This window comes from Stenotrophomonas sp. P2112, from assembly GCF_041897515.1.
In the GTDB taxonomy this organism is placed as follows: domain Bacteria; phylum Pseudomonadota; class Gammaproteobacteria; order Xanthomonadales; family Xanthomonadaceae; genus Stenotrophomonas; species Stenotrophomonas sepilia.
Map to the genome: position 1 here is coordinate 2,350,227 of NZ_CP169216.1, position 24,536 is coordinate 2,374,762.

The window sequence follows — 24,536 nt, forward strand, 5'->3', positions numbered from 1 at the left end:
TCGTAATTCGCCATACATGTTGTCCATACGTCCATGAGCATGCCCGCCGCCGCCCCTGCGCCAGATCGACTCTCCTGCCTGCTGGAACGCTTCCGGGTGCAGGCGGCGCTGTTCCACAGTGGCCCGCTGTGCGGGCAGCATGTCTTCGAGCCGCAACCCGGCCGTGCGTTCCTGCACATCCTGCGCCAGGGTGAAATGGAAGTCCGCCATCCCGACGGCGATAGCGCGCTGCCCCGGCTGAAGATCGACACACCCAGCCTGCTGCTGTACCCGCAGCCGCTGCACCATGTGTTCTTCAACGCGCCGCTGGATGGCCCGGATTTCACCTGCGCCACGCTGGATTTCGATGGCGGTGCGCGCAATCCGATCGTGCAGTCGCTGCCACCGGTAATGGTAGTACCGCTGGCGGCCATCGGCGAACTGGATGACACCCTGCAGCTGCTGTTTGCCGAGGCCGATCGCCAGCGCTGCGGTTCACGGCTGCTGACCAATCGCCTGTTCGAGGTGGCGCTGATCCAGATCCTGCGCTGGGTGGTCGACCACCCGGATGCAGCGGGTGTCAGTCATGGACTGATGCGCGGGCTGTCCGACGCGAGGCTGGCACGCACGCTGGTGGCGATGCACAAGGCACCGCAGGACGAATGGACGCTGCCCCGGATGGCGGCGACCGCCGGCATGTCGCGCAGCGCATTCGCGGCAGTGTTCAAGGAGGTGATGCAGGCGACGCCGGCCGCCTATCTGCTGGACTGGCGGCTGAGCCTGGCCTGCGCGCAGCTGCGGGCCGGCGTGGCAGTCAAGCAGGTGGCGGTCGAGGTGGGGTTTGCCGATACCGCGTCGTTGTCGAAGGCGTTCCGCAAACGGTTGGGGGCGTCGCCCAGGGCCTGGTTGGCCGCGAGCGCCGCCCAGGCTCGGTAATTGCGTCAGGGTAGGGTCGGCCGCTGGCCGACCATCGCGCAAAGCGCGGGGTTTTCATGGCTTGGCCGCAGAGCAGCCGACCAGCGGTCGGCTCTACCACGGGCGATGTCTGCGCGCCGACCGGCCGCTCAACTGGACGTGCCGTCAGACTTCGCCAGCAGCCCGGCGATGCGCTCGGCCACCTGGGCGCGCACGCCTTCATCCAGCTGCCCTTCGTACATCGCCTCGTAGATCCACAGGCCGTCGGCGGCCAGCCGTGCTACGAAATTGTCGAGCGCGGCCGGGTCATTCTGCCCGGCCGACGGCGGCAACGGCGCCCAGCGGCGTACCGCCGGGCCCCACGGGCGCTCATCGGCGTCCGGGTCGGCCGATTCGAGCATGAACATCAGCTCGGCACGGGTAGCGCTCTGCGCCGAGACGCGCACGAAGGTCTGGTAACGTTCCAGCGCCGAGGCTTCGTCCGCACGCTTGCCCAGCAGCGTTTCCATCGACGACTCCCAGGCCTGCACCAGGTGCTCGTCGATGCCGCGCAGCAGCGCCTCGCGCGACGGGAAGTGGTAGAGCAGGCCGCCACGGGTCAGCTTGGCCTCGGCCGCCACCGACTCGAAGGTCACCGCGCGCACGCCGTCACGATTGATCACGTTGACGGCGGCGTCGAGGATGCGGTCGCGCTTGCTGGTTCTCATCGCGTCATTTTACGCGATCGGCCGCGCCCTCGCGGCCGCCGATGCGGCCGCGCAGCAGGCGCGCGATGATCGCCGCGCCCACTGCCAATACCGTCGTGATCACCAGCAGCACGATCTGGTAGCCACGGTCATACGCGGCCGCAGCCAGTGCGAACCACTCACCCTGCCCGCTCTCGCGCGCGACATGCAGCGCCTGGGTGAAACCCTCGCGGGCAAGCACCGGCATATCGGCCGAGACCGGCAGGAACGCGCTGTACATCGCCGCGCTCAAGCTGCCCAGCATCGCCACCGCCAGCAGGCCACCGAATTCGTAGGATACCTCTTCGACCGACGAGGCCATGCCTGCGCGGTGTGCCGGCACATTGTTGAGGATGGCGGTGGATGCCACCGAGATGGCCGAGCCCATGCCGAAGCCGGTGATGGCCATACCAGCCACCACCCAGCCAAGGCCGTGCGGGAAGCCGAACGCCACCATGCCGACGCCCAGCGCACCTGCGGCCAGGCCACCACAGATCAGCGGGCGCAGGCCCACCCGGTGCAGGATGCTGCCGCCCAGCAGCGCGCTCGGAAGGCTGCCCATTGCCGCCACCGAGACCAGCAGACCCGCCTGCAGCGGCGTGAAGCCTGCCACCAGCTGGAAGCGCTGGGTGGTGACCAGCTGCAGGCCGGCCATCGCGAACAGGGTGAACACTGCCGACAGCGTGCCGGCCAGGAACGCAGGATTGCGGAAAATCGCAAAGTCCAGCAGCGGGTACGGCAGCTGTTGCTGGCGGCGCGCGAACGCCGCACCGCTGATGACGGCCAACAGCAGCGCGCCTGCGCCCAGCGCGTACGACGGCGGCGTAGCGATCAGCGACTTGATCGCCAGCACCAGGCCGGACAGTGCGGCCAATGCCAGCACCGAGGACACAAGGTCCCATGGCCGCGAGGTGTCACGCTGTCCTTCCGGCGCCAGCAGCAGCGTGGCCACGAACGCGACCACCACCACCGGCACGTTGATCAGGAACACCGAGCCCCACCAGAAGTGCTGCAGCAGCCAGCCGCCGATGATCGGGCCGAGCGCCGCACCGATGATGGCCACCGAACCCCAGATCGCGATGGCGATGTTGCGTTCGCGCTCTTCGTGGAAGCTCAGGCCGATCAGCGCCAACGTGGCTGGCATCATCGCTGCGGCACCGACTGCCAGGAGGGCTCGTGCGGCAATCAGCTGAGCTGCGGTGTCGGCGAACGCCGCGGCCAGCGAGGCGACGCCGAACACCACCAGGCCGATCAGGAACATGCGGCGATGACCGATGCGGTCGCCCAGCGTGCCCGCACCCAGCAGCAGGCCGGCCATCACCAGCGGATAGGCGTTGACGATCCACAGCGCCTGGCCGGCACTGGCCGAGAGTTCCTCGGTCAGCGTAGGCAGTGCGGTGTAGAGCACGGAGTTGTCGAGCGTGACCAGCAGCAGGCCGGCGGCGACGGTAAACAACAGCGCCCAGCGACGGGCACGCGACAGGGCCGGAGCACCGGCCAGGGGCTGGGACAAAGCCATGGGGAAACCTGATGGGGAGCGGAAAACGGCCATAACTATACAGGATGTCCTGTATAGTTATGAAAACAGCGCCGCCGATTCAGATTGGGGCCCGGGCAATGTTCATGTTGTCGTGCCCTCATGCCGGGTCGTGCCCGGTGTCAGGGATCATCACCGACAGTCTTCCGGCAGCGCGGCAACCGCCGATACCACCGCCGCCTGCATGCCCTTCCCCACAGCCATGTCCAGTTCCCCGCTAGTTCCGCCATGCTGGCGCCGCAGTTCGTCCTCGCACAGCCCGCGCACCCGCGCACGGGCCTGTGCGCGCAGGCTGCTGCACCGCCAATCGGTGCCGCCCAAAGGCAACACCGAGTACACCACGCTGTTGCAGGCATTGCCGGCGCGCTGCTGCAACGACAGCCCGCCGAAATCCCGCGGTTCGCTGCTGCGTTGCGGGTCGAAGTAGCTGTCCGGGAACGTGCGCGCGTACTGTTCGATGTCCACGGCCATGCGGCGTCCACCGGCCAACGGCATCTGCAGCGTCTGCCCGCACGGCGTCGCGTCGGCGCGATGCTGGATGTACTGGTAGATCGGCCGGTCCAGCGATGGATCCTGCTGGGTCACCGCGCTGACTGCCGCCAGCACAGGCAGCGATGCACGATTGGCCATGCGCGCCAACACTCCCGCCTGCGCCGGCTGGCAGCGGTCGCGCAATGTTGCCGCGAGCAGGAACAGCACGTCGTTGCGGAATGCGTGGTCGTCACCCAGGCGCTGTTCGATGCGCTGGCTGGCATTGGACGTCGGCGCCGGAAACGCGACCGCAGGCGGCGCGATGGGTGCGCGCTGCCGCTGCCACCACAGCAGCACCCCCGCGCCCAGCAGCACCCCGGCAGCCATGATCCATCGCCTGCGCATCAGTTGCGGATCGCCGTCAGCGTGGCCGCCGCGGCATCGTAGGACGCGCTGGCGATGTCCGCGTCGAAACGCTTCACCTGCAGGCGGCCGGCAAGCCGGTACGGATCCCACAGATCGCCCAGCGCGATCGGCGTGGCCAGGGTCACGTGGATGATCTGGTTCGGTGGTGGCGGCGGCACGTGGATGCACGCGCCATAGAACGGTACGAACAGCAGTTCATCCACCAATCCTGCATCGTTGGTGCCGAGCGGCACCACGTAGCCATCCAGATCCACCGCGCGACCATCGACAGCATCGACCACCCGCGAAGAGCCGAACTGCTTGGCGCGATCCGGGCTGGAATGGTCGATCTCCTGCCCCGGCGGCGTGCCCGAGCCGGTGTCGTCGATCAGGCCACCCACGCCCTCCATCCCATTGCGTGACAGGCCGATCTGAGGGGGCGGTCGCTGGTAGGTCACTTCGTCGGGCCGCAACGCGTCCCAACGGTCGATGGGGGCTTCGCCCGTGGCCGAGGGTGCCGCTCTGTCCTGCGGCGTGACCACCACGGCGTCGCTGCCCGGCGCCGTACAGCCCGCCAGCCACAGGCATCCCAGCATGAGCAGCAGGTGGCTACGGTTCATAGGGCCTCAGCTGTGCATCACGCATGGTGTAGGCCGAACCGGCCAGATCGTCATCCAACCGTTCGGCACGCAGTGTGCCGGCCAGGAAGAACGGCGAGTACATGTCGGGCATGTCGATCGGGCGTGGCAGCACCACGTGCACGATCTGGTTCGGCGGCGGGGGTGGCACGTGGATGCAGGCGCCGTAGTACGGCACGAACAGGAATTCAGTCAGCCGCCCGTCCTGCGCGTTGGCCAGCGGTACCACGTAACCCGGCAGGCGAACCGGTCGCTGCAGCACCGTATCCACCGTACGGAACGTACCGAACTGCGGCATGCGCCGGTTGCCGTTGTGCTCGACCTCCGGGCCCTCGCCCCGCTCCAGCGCGGCCAGCTCGTCCTTCGGCATCATCTGCAACCAGTCCAGTTCCTGCTCTGCCGCATCCGCAGCGTCAGCGCGGTCGACAACCGGCGAGGGTGGCAAGGCCTGCACACCGGTATCCACCGGCCGCTCGCAGGCGGCCAGGGCCAACACCATCGGCAGCGACAGCATCCAGCGCATGCTCAGCCTCCCGGCGACAGGCCATCGGCCAGCGTGCGCCGGTAGGCCAGCAACGCCGGCACCAGCCCGGCCACAGCGCTGATCGCCAGCACGCCTGCCACCCAGGCCAGCTCGCGGCCGTCCGGCCAGACATGGGTGATCGACAGGCCAAAGTTGGCCAGCGCCCAGCCGCGCCCGGCAATGCTGGCGGCAACCAGAAGCACCAGCGCCAGCGCGCAGGCCACCGCGCTGGTCGCCACCGCCTCCACCACCAGCAGGGCAGCGATGTAACCCGGCCGTGCCCCGGTGGCACGCAGGATCGCCATCTCGCGCCGCCGCTCCTGCAGGGTCGAGACCAGCAGCGCCACCAGCGAGACCATGCCCAGTGCCACCACCATCGCGCTGATCAGCTGCAGCGCCCGTTCGGCCATGCCCAGCGACTGCCACAACTGCTGCAGCGTGACGCCGGGCAGGATCGCCAGCATCGCCTCGTCGGGATACTCGTTGATCCTGCGCTGCACCGAAAACGTGGCAATGCGCGAGTTCAGGCCGAGCATGAAGGCGGTGATGCTGGTCGGGGTCAGATCCAGATGACGCGCCTGCTCGGCGCTGACGCGCTGGCTGCGCAGCTGCACGCCCGATCGCCAGTCGACATGGATCGCTTCGATCGCCGGCAGCGAAACCAGCAGCGACGAATCCACCGGCGTGCCGGTGCGCTGCAGGATGCCGGCAACACGGAATGGCTTGTCGGCATGCGTGGCCAGCGTGACCGCGCCCGTGCCGTGCGCCAGCACGATCTCATCGCCGAGGCCGACCTTCTGCGCGCGTGCCACCTCCGCGCCGATCACCGCGTCGTACAGATCATCGAACGGCCGTCCGTCCGCGAACGCAAGCGCGTGCCCGGCGCCGTAGCGGTAGTGCTCGAAATAGCCATCGCTGGTACCGACCACGCGGTAGCCGCGCCAGGAATCGCCCAGCGAAAGCGGCAGCGCCCACTTCACCTGCGGCAAGGCGGACAGCTCCTGGTAGGACTGCCAGGACACGTTGTTGGTCGGGTCGCCGATATGGAACACCGAATACAGCAGCAGGTTCACCGGCCCCGAACGCGCACCGACGATCAGGTCGGTGCCCGATACGGTGCTGGCGAACCCCTCGTGCGCCTGCGTGCGTACACGCTCGACGCCCAACAGCAACACCACGCTGAGGGTGATGACCAGCACGGTCAGTCCCACACTCAACGCACGGCTGCGCAGGCTGGCCCAGGCAAGCTCAAGCATGGCCGGCACCTGCCTGGTTGATCTCGGACAGTGAAATCGTGCGGTCGAACAAGGGCTGCAGGCTGTCGTCATGGCTGACCACCAGCACCGTGGTGCCGGCCGCCTGGCACTGCGCGGACATCAGCTTCAGGAACGCGGTTGCCGCGTCGCGGTCAAGCGCCGAGGTGGGCTCATCGGCCAGCAGCAATGCCGGACGACCGATCAGGGCGCGTGCTGCCGCCACGCGTTGTTGCTGGCCGACACTGAGCGTGCCTGCGCGCCGCTGCATCAGCGCCGGGTCCAGCTGCAGGGCCTGCAGCAGACGGGCGATCTCGGCATCCAACGGGCCACTGATGCGTGCGCTGCGCAGGCGCGAGAAGCGCAGGCCCAGCGCGATGTTGTCGCGCACGGTGAGGAACGGCAGCAGGTTGAACTGCTGGAAGATCACACCCAGGTGGTCGGCGCGGAAGCGGTCCCGCGCGGCACCACGCATCGCCTGCAGCGCGTGACCGGCGACCTCGATGCTGCCCTTGCAGGGCAGCAGCACGCCCGCGAGCAGGCCCAGCAGCGTGCTCTTGCCACCGCCACTGATCCCGCGCAGCAGCACGCTGCTGCCCTGCTCGATCCACAGCCGCGGCACGTCCAGCACCAGCTGCCGGCCGTAGCCGAACTGCACGCCATCCAGCGCGATCACCGGTCGCATGCTCACGGAGCCAGCACCACGCGCAGGTTGTCCGGGGTCAGCACGCTGCGGTTCTGGCCATGGGCGGTGGCACTGTTGACGATTACTTCGTGCAGGCCCGGGAACAATGCGGGCAGGCGCACGACAATGGCCCGCAGCTCGGCAGGCTTGGCGCAGTGGTACTGCAGCGTTGCGCTGAACCCCGCGTGCCGATGCTGACCTGATGGCGGTGCGGCAGCCGTCGCATCGAATCCCTCGGCCTTGGCATCGTTGCCTGAAAGGCGGCAGCCCGCGGCGGTAGGCAAGGTGACCCAGCTGCCGCCCTGCAGCAGCGCAGTCGCACGCGCCAGCGCGGACTGCTCGGCCGCATTGGCCGGCGGCCGCTCGAAATCAAGGATGCCGATGCCGGGGGCCTGCAGGGCGAATTCCAGCGTCTGCTGGTCAAGCGCAACATCGACGCTGGCCTGGCCGTGCACGTGCGGTGCGTGCTGGCGGATATCGTGGGCCTGCGCGGCGCTGGCGGCCAGCAGCAGGAAAAGAGCAGCAGAAAGCTTCATGGGGGACACTCCAATTGTTACTATGTAACATTATGGACCACATCCCCACGACGCCCGCAAGGGCCCTGGCCCAGCCGCCAACTTCGGCACGCTGGCACCCCCGCTTCGATCTTGCCGGTGCCTGGCTGTCCCTGGCCTGCGCCGCCCATTGCATCGCCCTGCCCCTGCTGCTGGCCTTCGTGCCGGCAGCGATGATGGCGCTGCGTTCGTTCCAGCACCCCGGCCATGGCGCGATGACCGTGCTGCTGATGATGTCGCGCTGGGAATGGCTGTTCGCGCTGCTGGCCTCGTCGCTGGCCTTGGCGAGCACCTCGGCCGGGCTGCACCGGCACGGGCGCGGGCGGCCTCTGCGGCTGGCGTGCGTCGGCGCGATCCTTCTACTGTCAGCCTCGCTGTACCTGCCGCTGAAGGAATCACTGCTCTGGCATGGCGTCACCACCGCGTGCGGCGGCATGATGCTGGCGGCAGCACACATCGGCAATCGGCGGGCGCTGCACAACCGCTAACACCGGCTGCGGGTCGGTTGGAACACGCCATCCACGCATGGCGTGGATCTACTGAAACATGCAACACAGCCAACGGTAGTGCCGGCCGCTGGCCGGACGGAAAACACCATCCACGCATGGCGTGGATCTACTGATGCACTCCCGGCAGCCGGCCAGCGGCCGGCTCTACCCCTCCTTATTCGTCAAACGGACGCTGCCCCAGCGTCTGCGTCACATGGTCGACGAAGCAGGTGATGCGCGCAGCCAGCGCGGTGTTGCGGTAGTACACCGCGTTGATTGGCTGCCGCACCTCCTGCATCTGCCTGGCCAACAGCTGCACCAGGCGGCCATCACGCCGGTCCTGACGGGTCAGGAAGTCGGACAGGCAGGCGATGCCCAACCCGGCCACCGCCATCTGCCGCAGCGTCTCGCCGCTGGATGAAGCGATCGCCGGCTCGATCACGAAAGGCCCGCCATCGGCATCGTGTAGTGGCCATTCGTTCAACGAACTGGGCTGGGTAAAACCCAGCAGGTCGTGCTCGCGCAACTGCTCCACGCGCGTCGGCGTGCCGTGCCGTCGCAGGTACTCGGGGCTGGCCACCACGCGGATGCGGCTGTGACCGATCGGTCGCGCATGCAGGGTGGAATCGCGCAGCACGCCGATGCGGAACGCCACATCGGTGCGCTTTTCGATCAGGTCGGTGATGCCCTCGTTGGAATTCAACTCCAGCTCCACCTGCGGGTAGCGATCACGGAAGCCCTCCAGCAGCGGCACGATCACGTGCAGCATGAACGGCGTGGCCGCGTCCACGCGCAGGCGCCCGACCGGCTGCAGCCGCCGCGCCGCCATCTGTTCCTCGGCCTCGTCCACCGTGGCCAGGATCGTGCGCGCGTACTCCAGGAACGCCGCGCCCTCCTCGGTCAGTTCCAGCCGCCGCGTGGTCCGCCGCAGCAGGGTGGTCTGCAGCTTGTCTTCCAGCCGCGCCAGGGTGCGGCTGGTGGCCGAGATGGTCAGCTCCAGCGCCTCGGCCGCCGCCGTGATGGAGCCACCATCGACCACCGCCACGAAGGCCTTCAGCTCATCCAGGGTGGTTTTCATTATTTACCTCGCCGCAAAAGCATTTCCCATATACACGGCTTAATCAACAAATGTAAAGCGCCCACACTTCGCCCTGTCCCGAGCCGCCGGCTCGCAACGAAATCCCTGGAGTCCATCATGAGCGTTCCTTCCTTTGGCGTCGGCACCTTCCGCCTGAGCGGCCAGACCGTCATCGACTCGGTACGCAACGCGCTTGACGTCGGCTACCGTGCCGTCGACACGGCGCAGATCTACGGCAACGAAGCCGAGGTCGGCCAGGCCATCGCCGAATCCGGCGTGCCACGCGACCAGCTGTTCCTGACCACCAAGATCTGGGTCGACAACTACGCTGCCGACAAACTGATCCCGAGCCTGCGCGACAGCCTGGCCAAGCTGCGCACCGAGTACGTCGACCTGCTGCTGATCCACTGGCCGGCGCCGGGCAATGGCGTTGAGCTGCGCGAATACATGACCGCACTGGCTGAAGCCAAGACGCTGGGCCTGACCCGCCAGATCGGTGTGTCCAACTTCAACATCGAACTGACACGGCAGGCCATCGAGGTGGTCGGCACCGGCGAGATCGCCACCAACCAGATCGAACTGAGCCCCTACCTGCAGAACCCGGCGCTGACCGCCTTCCTGCAGGAGCAGGGCATCGCGGTCACCTCCTACATGACCCTGGCCTACGGCAAGGTGCTGAAGGACCCGGTGCTGGCCGGCATCGCCGACAAGCACCAGGCCACCGTGGCCCAGGTCGCGCTGGCGTGGGCCCTGCAGCGGGGTTACTCGGTCATTCCGTCCTCGACCAAGCGCGAGAACCTGGCCAGCAACCTGCTCGCCCAGGACCTGCACCTGGATGCCGATGACATGGCCGCGATCGCCGCGCTTGACCGCAACGGCCGCGAAGTCGATCCGCCGGGCCTGGCCCCGGACTGGGACTGAGGCGCCTCGCCATGGGCAGTGCGTTGACGCGTCTGCAGGCCGGTGGCTTCAGCATCGGCATCGAGGCACCGCTGGACAATGACTGGACGCCGCTGGGCGAACAGGCACGACGCGCCGCGCGACGCCTGCCCGGCGAACCGGACCTGCAGCGCCATGCGGAACTGGCACGGCTGGCCGACCGCCTCGGCTTCCGTGCGCTCTGGGTACGCGACGTGCCGGTGTACGACCCGGCCTTCGGTGATGCGGCGCAGGTGTTCGAGGTATTCAGTTACCTCGGCTACCTGGCCGGCATCACCGAGCACATCCTGCTGGGCACCGGTGCGGTGGTGTTGCCGATCCGGGAGCCGTTGCTGACCCTGAAGTCGGCGCGCAGCGTGCAGCGGCTCAGCGGCGACCGCCTGCTGCTGGGCGTAGCCAGTGGCGACCGCCCGGTGGAGTACCCGCTGTTCGGCCGCGACTTCGACAGCCGTGGCCGCCGCTTCCGCGAGCAGATCGCACTGCTGCGCGAAGGCGCCGCTGCGCACCTGCCGCAGGGCTTGGACGTGCTGCCCGCAGGTGGCCCGGCCCTGCCGTTGTTCGTGGCCGGCCTGGCCCAGCAGCAACCGGCATGGATCGGCCAGCACATGGAGGGTTGCCTGGCCTACCCGGGCACGCCACAGGACCATGCGCAGCGCGTGGCGGCCTGGCGCGCCGTGGCCGGCAACAAGCCGTATGCCAGCTTCATCCACCTGGACCTGGTGGCCGATGCTGATGCCCCCTTGCAGCGCTGGCGCTTCGGCCTGCGTGGCGGCCGCAACGCCCTTTTGGCCGAGCTGCACGCCATGCAGGCAGCCGGTGTCGACCACATCGGCCTGCAGTTCCGCCGCAATGAACGGCCGTTGGCCGAAACCTTCCACGAAATCGCCGAGTACGTGCTGCCGCACTTCCCGGCCCATGCCGGCGCCGCTGCGCCGCATGCCCCGCTTGCCGCCGCCGCGACGGCCTGACAGTTACCGGAGCTTTGCCATGAAGATGAAGACCCTGGCCGCGCTTGCGCTGGCCACCCTGCCGCTGTCCTTCCAGGCCACCGCCGAGGACTGGTATCCCTCCGCCTACGGCGCCGACGACGAGATCGGCGCGGCCAACCTGCTGACCGCGGACGTGGTCAAGCACGCGGTCTCGCTGGTCAGGACCGGCAAGACCTATCCGCTGGCGGTGCCGGTGGACAAGAACCTGCCCGCGTTCCGCCACCGCAGCTTCCGCCTGTACAACGTTCAGGTCGGCCAGCAGGCCGGCAAATCGCTGGGCCCCAACAGGTTCACCTTCAACGATGAACTGGTGAACGCCTGGACCGGCGTTGGCACCCAGCTCAACGGTATCGGCCATATCGGCATCGACAACGTCTACTACAACGGCAACAAGGCCGCCGACTTCGTCACCGTGGACGGTGTGCGCAAGCTCGGCGTCGAGAAGGTGCCGCCAATGGTCACCCGCGGCGTCGTGCTGGACATGACCGCGTACTACGGCAAGGCGATCGTGCCCGGTGGCACCGAGTTCACCGTGGCCGACATCCAGGCCGTGCTGAAGAAGCAGGGCCTGAGCCTGCGCAAGGGCGACGTGGTGCTGTTCAACACCGGCTGGCTGGAACTGATCGGCAAGGACGACAAACAGTTCCTGGAAGTGGAACCGGGCATCGGCATGGAGGCGGCGAAGTGGCTGGCCGACCAGGGCATCGTCGCCTTCGGTGGCGACACCTGGGCCTCGGAGGTCTACCCGAACCCGGACGGTGCCGAGGAGTTTCCGATCAACCAGTACATGCTGGCCAAGCGCGGCATCTACAACCTGGAGCTGATCGACAGCCGGGCGCTGGTGCGCGACAAGGCCTGGGAATTCCTGTTCGTGCTCGGCCAGCCGCTGTACGTCGGCTCGACCCAGGTGAACATCAACCCGGTGGCGATCCGATGAACACCGCCGCTGACCTTCCCGTGTTCGCCGGCCGCCGCTTCCGCGTCAGCTATGACGGCCTGGCCGCCGACAATGTCTACAGCGCCGATGGCCGCCACGTGCAGTACGCCATCGTCTCCGGCGCCCATGCCGGTGCGCAGGGCGAGGCCGCCTGCGAGTGGCAGCGGATCAGCGACGGGGTCTATGCCATTTCGTGGCAGGAAGCCGATGGCGCTACGGTCGTGCATGTCGACGATTTCGTGGGCGGGCGTTCGCTGGCCTGGTTCACCGCCACCGATGGCAGCTTCCATCGCATGCAGGGGCCGTTGGCAGCGCTGTGATGCCGGCCAGCGGCCGGCACTACCCCCTCCGGTCGGACAGCTTCGCGTGCTGTGTCGGTAGAGCCGGCCGCTGGCCGGCATCCTCGAACGAGTCGAACACTCCGGCCACCCAGTCGATGAACACCCGAAACCGGGGCGACGGCGTGCGATTGCGCGGGTAGACCAGGCTCAACGGACTCGGCGTCGGCGGCGCCTCCGGCAGCAGCTCCACCAGCTGCCGGCGCGCGATATACGGGTCCATCCGGTAGCGCGGTGCCTGGATGATGCCCAGGCCCGCCAGCGCAGCGCCGAGGAACGCATCCGCACCCGACACACGCACCCGCGCCGGCAGCGGCAGGTAGCGCACCTGCCCGCCCTGCTGGAACTCCAGCGGAATCAGCTGGCCGCTGGCGCTGGAGCGGAAGCCGACCATCTGGTGGCCGTCCTGCAGGGCATCGATGCTGCCCGGCACGCCCCTGGCCTGCACGTAGCCAGGCGAGGCGACCGTCACCTCGCGCAGCATCGTCAACCGGCGCGCCGCCAGATCGCTGTCGGCCAGCGTCCCGACCCGCAACGCCGCATCCACGCCTTCGCGCAGCAGATCGACATAGCGGTCGCCTTCGCTGACCTCCAGTTCGATCTCGGGGTAGCGCTGCAGGAATTCCGGCAAGTGCGGGAACAGCAGGTGCCGGCCCAGCGTGCCATGCACTTCAATGCGCAACGGGCCGCGCGGCGGCGCGTCACGGAACGCGGCCTCCGCATCATCCATGTCGGCGATCAGGCGCAGGCAACGGCCATAGAAGGCCTCGCCTTCCAGCGTTGGCACCACCCGCCGCGTGGTCCGGTGCAGCAGGCGCACGCCCAGCCGCTGTTCCAGTGCCTTGATCGCGTCGGTCACCGTGGCCCGTGGCAGGCCGAGGTCTTCGGAGGCCCGGGTGAAGCTGCGGCGCTCGACGATACGGACGAAGGCGCGCATGGCCGTGAAGCGATCCATTGTTCGGTGATCCGGATGATGTTGGCGGATTATGCAGGATTATCCGAACGGGCAATGTCGCGAAGATAGTCCTGCGCCACTCCGGCGTGCCCGACTGGAAGCCACCATGACCCTCTCCCCCGCCCGCCCTGTCGCCCTGGTCACCGGCGGCTCCCGTGGCATCGGCGCCGCCATTTCCCGCCGGCTCGCCGCCGATGGCCACGCTATCGCCATCAACTATGCAGGGCGCCGCGACGACGCCGAAGCGCTGGCGGCCGAACTCAACGCGGCCGGCGCACAGGCCATCGCGCTGCAGGCCGATGTCGCCGATCCGCAGGCGGTGCGGCAGCTGTTCGATGCCATCGAAGACCGCTTCGGCGGCATCGACGTGGTGGTCAACAGCGCGGGCGTACTGCAGCTGGCGCCGCTGGCCGACACCGACGACGCCCTGTTCGATCGGGTGATCGGCATCAACCTCAAGGGCGCCTTCAATGTGCTGCGCGAAAGTGCACGACGGGTGCGCGACGGTGGCCGGTTGATCACCCTGTCCACCAGCGTGGTCGTCATCCGGCTGGAGAACTACAGCGTGTACGCGGCCAGCAAGGCGGCGGTGGAAACGATGGGCGCGATCCTCAGCAAGGAGCTGCGCGGGCGCAACATCACCGTCAACGCGGTGGCGCCGGGCCCGACCGCCACCGACCTGTTCCTGGACGGCAAGTCACCGGAACTGATCGAGCGGTTGGCGAAGATGAATCCTCTGGAGCGGCTGGGTACGCCGGAAGACATCGCCGGCGCGGTGGCGTTCCTGGCCAGTGCCGATGGAGGATGGATCAACGGCCAGGTGCTGCGCGCCAACGGTGGGATGGTCTAGGTCGCGCGGACGGCATCCACGCATGGCGTGGATCTGCTTGGGAACCCGTGGCGGTTGATCGAATCCACGCAGGACGCGAAGCCGGTGTAGAGCCGAGCCCATGCTCGGCTGCTCTTCGCGCGAAGGCCAGAAGCAGCCGAGCGTGGGCTCGGCTCTACAGGTAGGTCAGGCGATGCGCGCCTCGCGGCGGCGATGCACCCAGTAGTACAGTGTCGGCAGCACCAGCAGGGTCAGCAGCATCGCCGACAGCAGACCACCGATCACCACCACCGCCAGCGGCTTCTGGGTCTCAGCACCGATCGCATGCGAGGTGGCCATCGGCAGCAGGCCGAACATCGCCAGTAGTGCGGTCATCAGCACCGTGCGCAGGCGCTGCAGCGAACCTTGCACCACCGACTGCAGCAGGTCCATGCCCTGCTCGCGCAGCTGGGCGAAGCGACTGAGCATCACCACCCCGTTCAGCACTGCTTGCCCGAACAACGCGATGAAACCGATCGCCGCCGACACCGACAGCGGAATGCCGGTCAGCCACAGGGCCAGGATGCCGCCGATCATCGCCAGTGGCACGTTGGCCAGGATCAGCGCAGCGCTGCTGATGTCCTTGAAGGCATCGAACAGCAGCACGAAGATGATCAGCACCGACAGCGGAATCACCCAGCCCAGCCGCTCCATCGCACGCTGCTGGTTCTCGAACTCGCCAGACCACTCCAGCCGGTAGCCGTCCGGCAGCTGCACGCTGGCGTCCACGCGCTTGCGCATGTCGGCCACCACGCTGCCCATGTCGCGGCCGGCGATGAAGATGCTCACCGCCTTCACCCGCTGTGCGTTCTCACGCGAGATGTTGATCGCGCCACTGGCCATGCGGAACTCGGCCACGTCGGACAGCGTCACGGTGTGGCCATCGCCAATGCCCACCGGCACCGTGCGCAACCGTTGCAGGTCACGGTCGGCGTCGTCCAGGCGCAGCGTGATCGGGAACCTGCGGTCACCTTCCCACAGTTCACCAACCTGGCGCCCGCCCAGTGCGGTCTCGATCACCTCGTCGATGTCGCGCACATTCAGTCCATAGCGTGCCGCACGATCGCGGTCGATCTCGATCTGCAGCTGCGGCAATGAGCCGTCACGATCAATGAAGGCACTCTCTACGCCCTCCACGCCACGCACCTGCCCCAGGATCGCCTGCGCGTGCTGGTTCAGTACATCCAGGTCCGAGCCGCTGACCTTGATCACCACCTGGCCCTTGATCTGCGAGATGCTCTCCAGGATGTTGTCGCGCACCGGCTGCGAGATCGAGAACTCCGGCCCGGGAATCCGCTGCTCCAAGGTGCGCTGCAGATCGCTCACCAGCTGGCGCTTGTCCACGCCCTTCGGCCATTCCTTCTCAGGCTTCAACGCCACCAGCGCCTCGATCTGGTTGGCGCCCTTGGCATCGGATCCGTCTTCCGGGCGCCCCAACTTGGCCACCACGGTCGATACCTGCGGGAAAGTGCCGACCAGCTCACGGATGCGCCGCGACTGCTGCTGCGCCTCGGCCAGGCTGGTGCTCGGGTCGAGCGTGGCGGTCAACCAGATCGAGCCTTCGTCCAGCTCGGGCAGGAACTCCGAACCCAACCGGGTGCCCAATGCCAGCGTGCCGACCAGCAGCGCAACTGCGGTCAGTACCACCGCACGCGGGCGGGCCAATGCACGCTCCAGGATCGGCTTGTACCAGCCGGTCAGGCGGTCCATCAGCGGATTGCCATCGCGCATGCGGTCGCGGCGCAGCCACCAGTAGCAGAACAGTGGCACCACGGTCAGTGCGAGGATCAACGCACCGATCAACGCCGAGGTCACCGAGTACGCCATCGGCGCGAACATTCGGCCCTCCTGGCGCTGCAGGGTGAAGATCGGGATGTGTGCGGCGATGATGATCAGCATCGAGAAGAACGTTGGGCGCCCCACTTCGGAGGCTGCCGAGAGTACGGTAGAGAAGCGCGTCTTCCTGTCAGCGTTCGGCGGCAGCTTCGACAGCCGCGACACGATGTGTTCGGTCACGATCACCGCGCCATCGATGATGATGCCGAAGTCCATCGCACCCAGCGACAACAGGTTGGCCGGTACGCCCCACAGATGCAGGCCAAGGAAGGTCGACAGCAGGGCCAGCGGCATCATCGCCGCCACGATCAGCGCGGCGCGGGCGTTGTACAGGAACAGCCACAGCACCAGGAACACCAGCACTGCGCCTTCCAGCAGGTTGCGGAAGACGGTTTTCAGCGTGGTCGAGACCAGCCACGAGCGGTCGTAGAACGGCTCGATGCTGACACCGGCCGGAAGCTGGTTCGCTTCGATCTCGGCGATGCGCGCATGCAGGGCATCGAGCACGTCGGACGGGTTCTCGCCCTTGCGCATCAGCACCATGCCGAACACCGCATCGTCGTTGTCATCCTGGCCGACCAGGCCCTGCCGGGGCAGGCCGGTATCGGCGATGCCGGCCAGGTCGCGCACCAGGATCGGCGTGCCACTGCGCTGCGCGACCACCACGTTGCCGATGTCGGCCGGCGAACGCATCAGACCGACGCCGCGGATCAGGAACTGCTGCTGGCCGCGTTCCACATAGCCGCCGCCCGCGTTCGAACTCCCCTTCTCCAGCGCCTCGGCGAACTCACCGAGGCTGATGCCGCGGTCACGCAGCTTGTCCAAATCCGGTTTGACCTGGAAGGTGCGCGCAAAGCCACCGAAGCTGATCACATCGGCCACTCCAGGAACGGTGCGCAGGCTACGCTCCATCGTCCATTCCTGCACGGTGCGCAGCTGGGTCGGGGTCAGGTGCGGGCCTTTCAGCACATAGCGGTAGATCTCGCCCACCGCCGAGCTCATCGCCTCCAGCTCCGGGGTCACCCCTTCTGGCAGCTCCACGCCCTGCAGGCGCTCCAGCACCTGCTGGCGTGCGAAGTAGTCATCGGCCTTGTCGTCGAAGGTCAGGATGATCATCGACAGGCCGAACTGGGTGTGCGAGAACACCCGCACCGAATGCGGAATGCCAGACAGCGCCACTTCCAGCGGCATCGTCACCTCGCGCTCGACCTCTTCGGCGGCACGGCCCGGGTGCAGCGACACCACCGTCACCTGGGTGTCGGACACATCCGGGAAGGCTTCCACCGGCAGCACGCGGAACGCGGCGATGCCAGCGCCGATGAACAGCAGCAGCGCCAGCATCACCATCAGCGGCTGGCGCAGGCAATAGGCAATCAGGCGATCGATCATGGCGCGGCGCGCCCCGTGCCGGTGCTGACGGCTGCCGGCGCGCTGTCCACCAGCTGTTGCAGCAGCAGGCCACCCTCGACGACCACTCTGCTGCCCGGCGCCAGGCCTTCACGCACCCACAGGCGGCCGTCACCCAGCTCCTCGGCGTGCACCGCGTGGCGCACGAAGCGGCCCTTGCCTTCCTCCACGAACACCACCTGCTTTCCGTCGATCAGCAACACCGCGGCGTCGGGCAGCGAGACACCGCCCTCGGACGGCAACGCCACCTGGGCGCGCACGTACTGCCCGGCCTTGAAGCCACGTGCGCGGTTGTCCAGCTCGGCACGCGCCTGCACTACCCGGCGTTCGCTGTCGATGAAGTCATCCACGTGCTGCAGGGTCGCCTGCAGCGGCTGTCCATCGGCGCCGGGCACGCTCACCTGCATGCCGGCCTTCAACCGCCCTGCCAGGCTTTCAGGAACATCCAGCAGCAGCCACAGGCGGTCCGGATCGCCGATCACTGCCAATGGCTGCTCGCTGTCGGGACTGACCGACATGCCCGGATTCATCCGCCGCTCCACCAGCACGCCATCGATGGGGGCGCGCAGCGGCAGGAGCTGGTCCACGCGCTGGCCATTGCCATAGGCCCGGGCGAATGCAGTCGCGCGCGCATGATCGGCCTGGCTGCCGGCAAAGCTCGCTTCGGCTTCATCCAGTTCACGGCCCGACGCCACACCCGCGGCGTGCAGCTCGCGGGTGCGCTCCAGCTCCTTGCGTGCCTGCTGCAGTTCGGCACGGCCACGCGCGCCCTCGGCCTGGGCCTGGCCGAACTCCGGCGAGGTGATCCAGGCGATCACCTGCCCTGCCTTCACTCTCTGCCCCGGCTGCGCCTCGATGCGCGCCACCTGACCCGGCAACGGCGTGCGCAGTGCACTGGAGCGTGTCTCGTCCCAGGCCACCCGGCCCGGCAGCTGCAGGCTGGCGCTGGCGCCGGCGGTCACCGCCTCGCTGCGCAGCACGTCCAGCTGGCGGCTGCCGGCTGGAAACTGGATCTGGCCGGCACTGACCTGCGGCGCGTCCTCGGTATACGACGCCGGTTCGCGGCCGCAGCCGCCCAGCAGGGCCAGCGCCAGCAGGGCCGGCAGCACGGCATGTCGCGCACGCAGGCGACGGGCGACGGTGGACTTCATCGGGACTCTCCTTCAACAACGGATGTGGCCGCTTCCCAGCGCGCCAGGGCAATGGCATGGTCGGCACGCGCTTCGATCAACGCGGCCTCGAATTCGCGCCAGCTGCGGCGCGCATCCAGCAGATCGGTCAGGCTGGCGGCGCCGCGCCGGTAGGCCAGTTCGATGCCCTGCACCGCCTTGCGCGCGGCGTCGGACTGCAGTCCTTCGTAGTCGCTGCGGCGCTGCGCGGCGGACTGCGCGCTGGCCTGCAGCAGGTCAAGTTCGGCGCGCGCTTCGCGCTGCAGCACCTGCAGTTCCAGCGCCGCACTATCACGGTCGGCCTCTGCACGCTGCATCGCGCCGCGTGCACGCGATGGGCCACCGAGTGGAATGGTCAACGACACGCCCCAGGTCACACCGCTGATGTCGGTCGGCTCGCGTTCGGCTTCCACACCCAGCTGGACATCGCGATGGCGCTCGCTGCGCGCCAGTGCTACACCGGCATCGGCCGCGGCCAGGCGCGAACGCGCTGCGCGCAGATCGGCACGCTGCTGCGGATCGAACGCGCGCGTTGCGGCAACGCCTGCGAGGTCCGGCCAGGGATCATCGGCGCTGAGGTCACCGCTGTCGTCACGCCCGAGCAGGAGGCCCAGCGCATGCCGTGCATCGCGCAGATCCAGGGCCGCCTCGCGCGCCGCGTCGGCCACCGCCAGGTCGTCCACCGCCAGCCGCGCGCGGTCGACCGGCGCCATCGCCCCGGTGGCAACCTGCTTGTCGGCTGCCGCCATCTGTTCGGCCGAACTCTGGCGGTTGGCCTCGGCAATCTGCACCCGCTCCTGCGCGCGCTTCAGGCCGAAGTAGGCCTCATGCAGCGCCACCTGCTGGCGACGCCGCGCATCGAGCATCTCCAGCCCGGCCACCTCCAGCAGCGCATCGGCCTGGCGGATACGCAACGCGCGCTTGCCACCGCGTTCCCAGGTCCAGCCCAGGCCCACGGTGCTGTCCATCCGCTTGTCCTGCCAGCGGCCCGGGCCGACGCCGTGCCTGGGGCTGAGCTTGCTGGTGCCGATCGACAGCTCGGTCGCTGGACGCAGCGCCGCCGTCTGCGCGTCGCCCTGCACGCCACGCAGCGCCAGTGCCGCCACACGCAGGTCCGGGTTGTGTGCTTCCATGGCGCGCTGCGCCTCCTGCAGGGAAAGTGCCGACGCCGCAGGTGCGCACAGGAGGGCGGCCAACACAGCCGCAAGGCAAGGGAAGAAGTTCATGCGCGTCACGGTAAGGTGACGCACTTGCGCCAAACTTGCCCCAACCTTGCACGAAGCTTGCAATGCGAATCCTGCTGATCGAAGACGACGCCGCCCTGGCCGATGGACTGATCCGTGCCCTGCAGGGCGCGGGTCATCTGTGCGACCACCTCTCGCGCGGGCTGCATGCACCCGCTGCACTGGCCAGCGCGCCATATGACGTGATGGTGCTCGACCTTTCATTGCCCGACGTCGATGGCCTCGACCTGCTCTCGCGCCTGCGCAACGACGGTGTCACCCTGCCGGTGCTGATCCTCACGGCGCGCGATGGCGTGGAGGACCGCATCCTCGGCCTCGACCGGGGTGGCGACGACTATCTCGCCAAGCCATTTGCACTGGGGGAACTGGAAGCCCGCCTGCGTGCGCTGTCGCGTCGCCGCAGCGATGCACCGGCGCAGAAGCGGTTGGGCCGTTTGTGCTTCGACAGCATCCGCAATGAGGCGCAGGTGGACGGCCAGCGCATCGAACTGACCGCCCGCGAGCTGTCGCTGGTCGAAGCACTGATGCAGCATCCCGGCCGCACCGTCACCAAGCAGCGCCTGTTCGACGCTTTGTACAGCTGGGACCACGAGGCCAGCTTGTCGGTGATCGAAGTGCATGTCAGTCGCCTGCGCCGCAAGCTGGAACACGCGCGTGCCGGCGTCGGCATCCGCATGCTGCGTGGCCTGGGTTATCGCCTGGAGGCCAGCGGTGACTGAGCGCGTGCACAGCCTGCGGAGCCTGCTGCTGCGCCGCCTGTGGCTGCCGCTGCTGGTGCTGCTGATGTGCAGCGCGGTGGGTTCCTTCGCGCTGGCGCGCTTCTACGCCGGTCAGGTCTATGACCGCTGGCTGCTGGACTCGGCGATGTCCCTGTCCGAGCTGGTGACGGTACAGGAGGGTCATGCATCAATCGAGATCACGCCCGCGGTGTCACGTATGTTCAGCTGGGACACCGCCGACGAAGTGCATGGCGAAGTGGTCGATGCTGCGGGTGGACGCTTGTATGGCGACTTGGCCGAAGCGCTGCCGCGCCCGGCCACCGCCGCATCAAGCGACGACGCGGTTTATTACGATGCGCGCCTGCGCGGGCAGCCGGTGCGCATGGTCGAAGTCCTCGTCAGTGCCGGACCGGGCCACGATATCCGGCTGCGCGTAGCCGAGACGCTGCGCAAGCGCCACCGGCTGGAGCGCAAGCTGCTGCTGACCAGCATCCCGTTCCAGGCTGCGATCCTCACGCTTGCCGCGTGGCTGGCCTGGTCCGGGACCGGCGCGGCCGCAGGCCATGCCAACCAGGTGGCGCGGCGCTTGGCCAGCCCCCGCCCGGACCCACTGGCGCCCCTGGAACCCGCGCAGGAGGCGCCACGCGAGCTGTGGCCGGCGGTGGAGGCCTACAACGCGCTGTTGCAACGACTGGACGCCATGCAGGCCGCGCAACGGCGCTTCGTCAGCAATGCCGCGCACCAGCTGCGCACGCCGCTGGCGGCAATGCAGGTGGAGCTGGAGAGCTCACTCCGCCAACAGGATCCGCAGGCCCAGCAGCTGGCGTTGTCCGGCACGCTGGCCGGGCTGGCACGGCTGCAGCACCTGGTCAACCAGCTGCTGATGCTCAGCCGCTCGGAAGATCCACAGGGCAGCGCACTGCCGCTGCAGCCTCTGGATCTGGCCGCGCTGGCGCGTGGCGTGGTCGAGCGCTACGCTGACCGTGCGTTGGCTGCGGGCGTGGACCTGGGTTACGACGGACCCGACGACGGCGTGCAGCTACAGGGCGATGCGCAGTTGCTGCGCGAGGCGCTGGGCAACCTGCTGGACAACGCGCTGCGCTACGGCGCCACGCCCGGAGTCATCACCCTCGGCGTTCGGCAGGGAACCGACGGCGTGCAGGTATGGGTGGACGATGACGGCGCCGGCATCGCCGAAGCCGAACGCGCGCGCGTCACAGAACGCTTCTACCGGGCCAGCAGCGAGGGCGACGGTTGCGGGCTGGGGCTGGCGATTGTGGCCGAGATCGCGCAGCGACATGGCGCGACCTTGATGATTGATACCGCCCCGATCGGCGGTGCGCGGGTGGGGTTGCGGTTTCGTTGACCTTTGTCGAATTGCCCTTGTAGAGCCGAGCCCATGCTCGGCTGCTTTTGGCACGGTGCCTGAGCCGAGCATGGGCTCGGCTCTACAGGTATCAGGTCACCCGTGAAGCGTGCCGACCAAGGTCGGTACCTACCACGTGCGCATCACCGGCTCATCGAATACGGCGCCTGCGCGCCCTGCCCCGGCCAGTCCTTGTTCGGCTCGGCCTGCATGCTGAAGCGCAGTTCGCCACCGGCCAGGATCTCGTCGTGGCGCAGGAAGGCACGCTGCAGCGGCTTGCCATTCAACGTCACGCTGCCCACATAGGTGTGCTTGTCATCCAGACCCTCGGCCACGATGGTGAACGTCTTGCCGTTCGGAAGACGCATCGCGGTCTTCGGCAGGAACGGACGGCCCAGGATGTACTCGCCCGAGCCCGGCGCCACTGGGTAGAAGCCCAGCGCGGTGAACACATACCAGGCCGACATCTGGCCAACGTCATCATTGCCGGCCAGGCCATCGGGACGGTCGGCATACTGGGTATCCATGATCTGCTTCAGCCGCGCCTGCGTGCGCCACGGCTGGCCGGCATACGAATACAGGTAGGCCACGTGGTGGCTGGGCTCGTTGCCGTGCGCATACCAGCCGATCAGGCCGGTGATGTCTTCCATGTGCTCGAAGATCGATGGATCCACCTTGGCGTTGAACACCTCGTCCAGGCGCGCGAGCAGCTTGTCGCTGCCCCCGTGCGCGGCGGCCAGGCCGGCGACGTCCTGCGGCACGTACCACGAGTACTGCCAGGCGTTGCCTTCGGTGTAGTCGGTGCCGTAGCCGCTGGCGCTGGGGTCGAACGGCGTGCGGAAGCTGCCATCGCGCTTGCGCGCGCGCATGAAGCCGGTGTCCTTGTCGAAGGCATTGCGCCAGTTGCCTGCGCGCTTGTCGAAGGTCGCCGCGATATCGGCCTTGCCCATGGCCTGCGCCATGCGTGCGATGGTCCAGTCGTCGAAGGCGTACTCCAGCGTCTTGCTGGCCGCTTCACCTTCCTCGTCGATCGGCACATAGCCCAGCTCGCGGTACTGCGCGATGCCATCATACGGGCCGTAGTTCGCGGTCTCGACCATCGCGTTCAAAGCCTTGTCCGCATCGAAGCCACGAATGCCCTTCACGTAGGCATCGGCGATCACCGGCACGGCGTGGTAGCCGATCATGCACCAGTCCTCCAGGCCGTGGAACGACCACACCGGCAGCATGCCGTAGGGGCTGTGCTCGTGGTGGGCCAGCATGGAGTTGATGAAGTCGCTGTTGCGCTTTCCCGGCTGCACCAAGGTCAGCAGCGGGTGCAGCGCGCGGTAGGTGTCCCACAGCGAGAACGTCGAATAGTGCGTGAAGCCATCGGCCTTGTGCACGGCATTGTCCGCGCCGCGGTACTGGCCATCGGCATCCATGAACAGCGTCGGCCCCAGCATCGTGTGGTACAGCGCGGTATAGGCACTGCGCCGCGCATGTTCCGGCGCGTCAATGTCCAGCACGGACAGTGCCTGCGTCCACTCCTGCTTCGCCTGTGCACGCACGCGGTCGAAATCGAAGTCGGCCACTTCCGCGTCGAGGTTGGCGATGGCACCGGCTTCACTGACCGGCGAGATCGCCACCTTCACCACCAGCGGTGCATCGAGCTTGCCGAAAGCGAACGTACCAACCAGCTGACGACCCTCGATCTGGGCGCGCTGTGCCGGGTCCTTTTCGCCCGGCGGCGGAAAGCCCTTGTAGACGATGTCCTGCTCGGTGTTGTGCAGCTCATGCCCGGCCAGCGGGCGTGAGAAGCGCATCGCAAAGTACAGCTGGCGGCCCGGCGCCCAGCCTCGGGTTTCGCGGAAGCCGGTCACCGTGCCATCGGCGCGCACCCGCACCCGCGACCACAGCACCTTGCCCGGGTAGTCGTACATGCTGGTACGCATGTCCAGCAGCACCTTGGCGTCGGTGCCCTTGGGGAAGGCATAGCGGTGCACGCCCACGCGCGCACTGGTGGTCAGTTCGGCGCGCACCTTGTAGTCATCCAGGGTGACCGCGTAGTAGCCCGGCTCGGCCTTCTCGTCAGCGTGGCGAAAGCGTGAGGCATAGCCGCTGCGCGGCTTCTCCGGATCGCCGCGCTCCAGGCCCGGATTGCCGGTGAACGGCATCAGCAGAATGTCGCCCAGGTCTGAATGACCGGTGCCGGAGAAATGCGTATGCGAGAAGCCGACGATGCTGCTGTCGTCATAGCGGTAGCCCGCCGCCCAGCCATAGGCCTTTTCACGCGGCTGGATACGCGTGTCCGGGCTGAGCTGGACCATGCCGAACGGCACCGTGGCCCCCGGGTAGGTATGGCCCTCGCCACCGGTGCCGATGAACGGATCGACCGAGGCGTATGCCTTGTCGGCGGCGGTTCTGGCTGGGGCCGCACTGGCCAGGCCGGAAGCGAACATCGCCGTGGCGGCGACAGCGATCAGGAGACGACGGTCCAGCGTGGGCATCGGCATTTGGATCGATTCAGATGGTGGTC

The 24,536-nt window shown here is 67.8% G+C and carries 23 protein-coding genes; 9 read left to right on the forward strand and 14 right to left on the reverse strand.

From position 1 onward, the window contains the following. The first annotated feature begins 33 nt into the window (after nt 1-33). A complete protein-coding gene (locus tag ACEPA4_RS10940) occupies nt 34-915 on the forward strand; it encodes an AraC family transcriptional regulator (RefSeq protein ID WP_262090705.1) in 882 nt (293 codons plus the stop codon). Nucleotides 916-1,043: 128 nt separating this feature from the next. On the opposite strand, the gene ACEPA4_RS10945 is transcribed toward ACEPA4_RS10940, so the two are convergent. The 8 genes from ACEPA4_RS10945 to ACEPA4_RS10980 form a co-directional block, all read right to left on the reverse strand. After that, a complete protein-coding gene (locus ACEPA4_RS10945) occupies nt 1,044-1,601 on the reverse strand; it encodes a TetR/AcrR family transcriptional regulator (protein ID WP_005416714.1) in 558 nt (185 codons plus the stop codon). Between the two features lie 4 nt (nt 1,602-1,605). Then, a complete protein-coding gene (locus tag ACEPA4_RS10950) occupies nt 1,606-3,138 on the reverse strand; it encodes an MFS transporter (RefSeq protein WP_262090707.1) in 1,533 nt (510 codons plus the stop codon). A 150-nt stretch (nt 3,139-3,288) separates the two neighbouring features. After that, on the reverse strand, nt 3,289-4,032 hold the full coding sequence (locus tag ACEPA4_RS10955) for a hypothetical protein (protein ID WP_065186498.1): 744 nt from the start codon (nt 4,030-4,032) through the stop codon (nt 3,289-3,291). Continuing rightward, nucleotides 4,032-4,652: a DUF3299 domain-containing protein gene (locus ACEPA4_RS10960; RefSeq protein WP_065177710.1), complete on the reverse strand. Its 621-nt coding sequence runs from the start codon at nt 4,650-4,652 to the stop codon at nt 4,032-4,034. The genes ACEPA4_RS10955 and ACEPA4_RS10960 overlap by 1 nt, the downstream gene beginning before the upstream one ends. Continuing rightward, the gene (locus ACEPA4_RS10965; RefSeq protein ID WP_065177709.1) at nt 4,642-5,193 is read right to left on the reverse strand and encodes a DUF3299 domain-containing protein; all 552 of its coding nucleotides are present in this window, start codon (nt 5,191-5,193) and stop codon (nt 4,642-4,644) included. The genes ACEPA4_RS10960 and ACEPA4_RS10965 overlap by 11 nt, the downstream gene beginning before the upstream one ends. 2 nt (nt 5,194-5,195) lie before the next feature. After that, entirely contained in the window at nt 5,196-6,449 is a 1,254-nt protein-coding gene (locus tag ACEPA4_RS10970; protein WP_262090709.1) for an ABC transporter permease, read from the reverse strand. After that, nucleotides 6,442-7,137 (reverse strand): ATP-binding cassette domain-containing protein, encoded by a 696-nt coding sequence (locus tag ACEPA4_RS10975; protein ID WP_065177707.1) that lies wholly within the window; start codon nt 7,135-7,137, stop codon nt 6,442-6,444. Before ACEPA4_RS10975 ends, ACEPA4_RS10970 begins: the two co-directional genes overlap by 8 nt. Further along, nucleotides 7,134-7,667: a DUF2796 domain-containing protein gene (locus tag ACEPA4_RS10980; RefSeq protein WP_095377519.1), complete on the reverse strand. Its 534-nt coding sequence runs from the start codon at nt 7,665-7,667 to the stop codon at nt 7,134-7,136. Before ACEPA4_RS10980 ends, ACEPA4_RS10975 begins: the two co-directional genes overlap by 4 nt. Before the next feature lie 32 nt (nt 7,668-7,699). On the opposite strand from ACEPA4_RS10980, the gene ACEPA4_RS10985 reads away from it, so the two are divergent. Beyond that, nucleotides 7,700-8,173: a MerC domain-containing protein gene (locus ACEPA4_RS10985; RefSeq protein ID WP_005416722.1), complete on the forward strand. Its 474-nt coding sequence runs from the start codon at nt 7,700-7,702 to the stop codon at nt 8,171-8,173. A gap of 175 nt (nt 8,174-8,348) precedes the next feature. On the opposite strand, the gene ACEPA4_RS10990 is transcribed toward ACEPA4_RS10985, so the two are convergent. After that, nucleotides 8,349-9,251, reverse strand: coding sequence for a LysR family transcriptional regulator (locus tag ACEPA4_RS10990; RefSeq protein ID WP_262090714.1), 903 nt, complete (start codon nt 9,249-9,251; stop codon nt 8,349-8,351). Nucleotides 9,252-9,368: 117 nt separating this feature from the next. Here ACEPA4_RS10990 and dkgB point away from each other — a divergent pair, with 117 nt between their 5' ends. Genes dkgB through ACEPA4_RS11010 form a run of 4 tightly spaced genes read left to right on the forward strand, consistent with a single transcriptional unit; the run spans nt 9,369 to nt 12,436 of the window. After that, on the forward strand, nt 9,369-10,172 hold the full coding sequence (gene dkgB / locus ACEPA4_RS10995; RefSeq protein ID WP_065177705.1) for a 2,5-didehydrogluconate reductase DkgB: 804 nt from the start codon (nt 9,369-9,371) through the stop codon (nt 10,170-10,172). An 11-nt stretch (nt 10,173-10,183) separates the two neighbouring features. Next, nucleotides 10,184-11,158 carry a TIGR03571 family LLM class oxidoreductase gene (locus tag ACEPA4_RS11000; RefSeq protein WP_065177704.1) on the forward strand — a complete coding sequence of 325 codons (975 nt, stop codon included), beginning with the start codon at nt 10,184-10,186 and terminating at the stop codon, nt 11,156-11,158. Nucleotides 11,159-11,177: 19 nt separating this feature from the next. Then, a complete protein-coding gene (locus ACEPA4_RS11005; protein WP_111176457.1) occupies nt 11,178-12,116 on the forward strand; it encodes a cyclase family protein in 939 nt (312 codons plus the stop codon). Next, nucleotides 12,113-12,436 carry an adenylate cyclase gene (locus ACEPA4_RS11010; protein ID WP_065177703.1) on the forward strand — a complete coding sequence of 108 codons (324 nt, stop codon included), beginning with the start codon at nt 12,113-12,115 and terminating at the stop codon, nt 12,434-12,436. The genes ACEPA4_RS11005 and ACEPA4_RS11010 overlap by 4 nt, the downstream gene beginning before the upstream one ends. Nucleotides 12,437-12,455: 19 nt before the next feature. Here ACEPA4_RS11010 and ACEPA4_RS11015 read toward each other — a convergent pair whose 3' ends face one another. Continuing rightward, on the reverse strand, nt 12,456-13,409 hold the full coding sequence (locus ACEPA4_RS11015) for a LysR family transcriptional regulator (RefSeq protein ID WP_164229105.1): 954 nt from the start codon (nt 13,407-13,409) through the stop codon (nt 12,456-12,458). 106 nt (nt 13,410-13,515) lie between these two features. On the opposite strand from ACEPA4_RS11015, the gene ACEPA4_RS11020 reads away from it, so the two are divergent. Beyond that, nucleotides 13,516-14,259 (forward strand): SDR family oxidoreductase, encoded by a 744-nt coding sequence (locus ACEPA4_RS11020; protein WP_262090716.1) that lies wholly within the window; start codon nt 13,516-13,518, stop codon nt 14,257-14,259. Between the two features lie 165 nt (nt 14,260-14,424). Here the strand turns inward: ACEPA4_RS11020 and ACEPA4_RS11025 are convergent, their stop codons facing one another. The 3 genes from ACEPA4_RS11025 to ACEPA4_RS11035 are packed head-to-tail and all read right to left on the reverse strand — an operon-like array spanning nt 14,425 to nt 19,915. Further along, the gene (locus ACEPA4_RS11025; RefSeq protein ID WP_262090731.1) at nt 14,425-17,502 is read right to left on the reverse strand and encodes an efflux RND transporter permease subunit; all 3,078 of its coding nucleotides are present in this window, start codon (nt 17,500-17,502) and stop codon (nt 14,425-14,427) included. After that, nucleotides 17,499-18,671, reverse strand: a complete 1,173-nt coding sequence (locus tag ACEPA4_RS11030; RefSeq protein WP_164092811.1) for an efflux RND transporter periplasmic adaptor subunit — start codon at nt 18,669-18,671, stop codon at nt 17,499-17,501. Before ACEPA4_RS11030 ends, ACEPA4_RS11025 begins: the two co-directional genes overlap by 4 nt. Further along, nucleotides 18,668-19,915, reverse strand: a complete 1,248-nt coding sequence (locus tag ACEPA4_RS11035) for a TolC family protein (protein WP_065177698.1) — start codon at nt 19,913-19,915, stop codon at nt 18,668-18,670. The genes ACEPA4_RS11030 and ACEPA4_RS11035 overlap by 4 nt, the downstream gene beginning before the upstream one ends. A 62-nt stretch (nt 19,916-19,977) precedes the next feature. On the opposite strand from ACEPA4_RS11035, the gene ACEPA4_RS11040 reads away from it, so the two are divergent. After that, nucleotides 19,978-20,652 (forward strand): response regulator, encoded by a 675-nt coding sequence (locus tag ACEPA4_RS11040; protein ID WP_065177697.1) that lies wholly within the window; start codon nt 19,978-19,980, stop codon nt 20,650-20,652. Then, nucleotides 20,645-22,018, forward strand: a complete 1,374-nt coding sequence (locus ACEPA4_RS11045) for a sensor histidine kinase (protein ID WP_262090733.1) — start codon at nt 20,645-20,647, stop codon at nt 22,016-22,018. The genes ACEPA4_RS11040 and ACEPA4_RS11045 overlap by 8 nt, the downstream gene beginning before the upstream one ends. A 143-nt stretch (nt 22,019-22,161) precedes the next feature. On the opposite strand, the gene ACEPA4_RS11050 is transcribed toward ACEPA4_RS11045, so the two are convergent. Continuing rightward, nucleotides 22,162-24,513 carry a GH92 family glycosyl hydrolase gene (locus ACEPA4_RS11050; protein ID WP_164092809.1) on the reverse strand — a complete coding sequence of 784 codons (2,352 nt, stop codon included), beginning with the start codon at nt 24,511-24,513 and terminating at the stop codon, nt 22,162-22,164. Between the last annotated feature and the right edge of the window lie 23 nt (nt 24,514-24,536).

Excerpts from the sequence above, each read along its gene's own strand:
- ACEPA4_RS11000 (WP_065177704.1), top strand. The coding sequence starts at position 10,184 with ATGGGCAGTGCGTTGACGCGTCTGCAGGCCGGTGGCTTCAGCATCGGC.
- ACEPA4_RS11025 (WP_262090731.1), bottom strand. The coding sequence starts at position 17,502 with ATGATCGATCGCCTGATTGCCTATTGCCTGCGCCAGCCGCTGATGGTG.
- ACEPA4_RS10950 (WP_262090707.1), bottom strand. The coding sequence starts at position 3,138 with ATGGCTTTGTCCCAGCCCCTGGCCGGTGCTCCGGCCCTGTCGCGTGCC.
- ACEPA4_RS10940 (WP_262090705.1), top strand. The coding sequence starts at position 34 with ATGAGCATGCCCGCCGCCGCCCCTGCGCCAGATCGACTCTCCTGCCTG.
- ACEPA4_RS11020 (WP_262090716.1), top strand. The coding sequence starts at position 13,516 with ATGACCCTCTCCCCCGCCCGCCCTGTCGCCCTGGTCACCGGCGGCTCC.
- ACEPA4_RS10965 (WP_065177709.1), bottom strand. The coding sequence starts at position 5,193 with ATGCGCTGGATGCTGTCGCTGCCGATGGTGTTGGCCCTGGCCGCCTGC.
- ACEPA4_RS10980 (WP_095377519.1), bottom strand. The coding sequence starts at position 7,667 with ATGAAGCTTTCTGCTGCTCTTTTCCTGCTGCTGGCCGCCAGCGCCGCG.
- ACEPA4_RS11030 (WP_164092811.1), bottom strand. The coding sequence starts at position 18,671 with ATGAAGTCCACCGTCGCCCGTCGCCTGCGTGCGCGACATGCCGTGCTG.
- ACEPA4_RS11010 (WP_065177703.1), top strand. The coding sequence starts at position 12,113 with ATGAACACCGCCGCTGACCTTCCCGTGTTCGCCGGCCGCCGCTTCCGC.
- ACEPA4_RS10990 (WP_262090714.1), bottom strand. The coding sequence starts at position 9,251 with ATGAAAACCACCCTGGATGAGCTGAAGGCCTTCGTGGCGGTGGTCGAT.
- ACEPA4_RS11035 (WP_065177698.1), bottom strand. The coding sequence starts at position 19,915 with ATGAACTTCTTCCCTTGCCTTGCGGCTGTGTTGGCCGCCCTCCTGTGC.
- ACEPA4_RS11005 (WP_111176457.1), top strand. The coding sequence starts at position 11,178 with ATGAAGATGAAGACCCTGGCCGCGCTTGCGCTGGCCACCCTGCCGCTG.
- ACEPA4_RS11050 (WP_164092809.1), bottom strand. The coding sequence starts at position 24,513 with ATGCCGATGCCCACGCTGGACCGTCGTCTCCTGATCGCTGTCGCCGCC.
- ACEPA4_RS11015 (WP_164229105.1), bottom strand. The coding sequence starts at position 13,409 with ATGGATCGCTTCACGGCCATGCGCGCCTTCGTCCGTATCGTCGAGCGC.
- ACEPA4_RS10960 (WP_065177710.1), bottom strand. The coding sequence starts at position 4,652 with ATGAACCGTAGCCACCTGCTGCTCATGCTGGGATGCCTGTGGCTGGCG.
- dkgB (WP_065177705.1), top strand. The coding sequence starts at position 9,369 with ATGAGCGTTCCTTCCTTTGGCGTCGGCACCTTCCGCCTGAGCGGCCAG.
- ACEPA4_RS10985 (WP_005416722.1), top strand. The coding sequence starts at position 7,700 with ATGGACCACATCCCCACGACGCCCGCAAGGGCCCTGGCCCAGCCGCCA.
- ACEPA4_RS11040 (WP_065177697.1), top strand. The coding sequence starts at position 19,978 with ATGCGAATCCTGCTGATCGAAGACGACGCCGCCCTGGCCGATGGACTG.
- ACEPA4_RS10955 (WP_065186498.1), bottom strand. The coding sequence starts at position 4,032 with ATGCGCAGGCGATGGATCATGGCTGCCGGGGTGCTGCTGGGCGCGGGG.
- ACEPA4_RS10945 (WP_005416714.1), bottom strand. The coding sequence starts at position 1,601 with ATGAGAACCAGCAAGCGCGACCGCATCCTCGACGCCGCCGTCAACGTG.
- ACEPA4_RS10970 (WP_262090709.1), bottom strand. The coding sequence starts at position 6,449 with ATGCTTGAGCTTGCCTGGGCCAGCCTGCGCAGCCGTGCGTTGAGTGTG.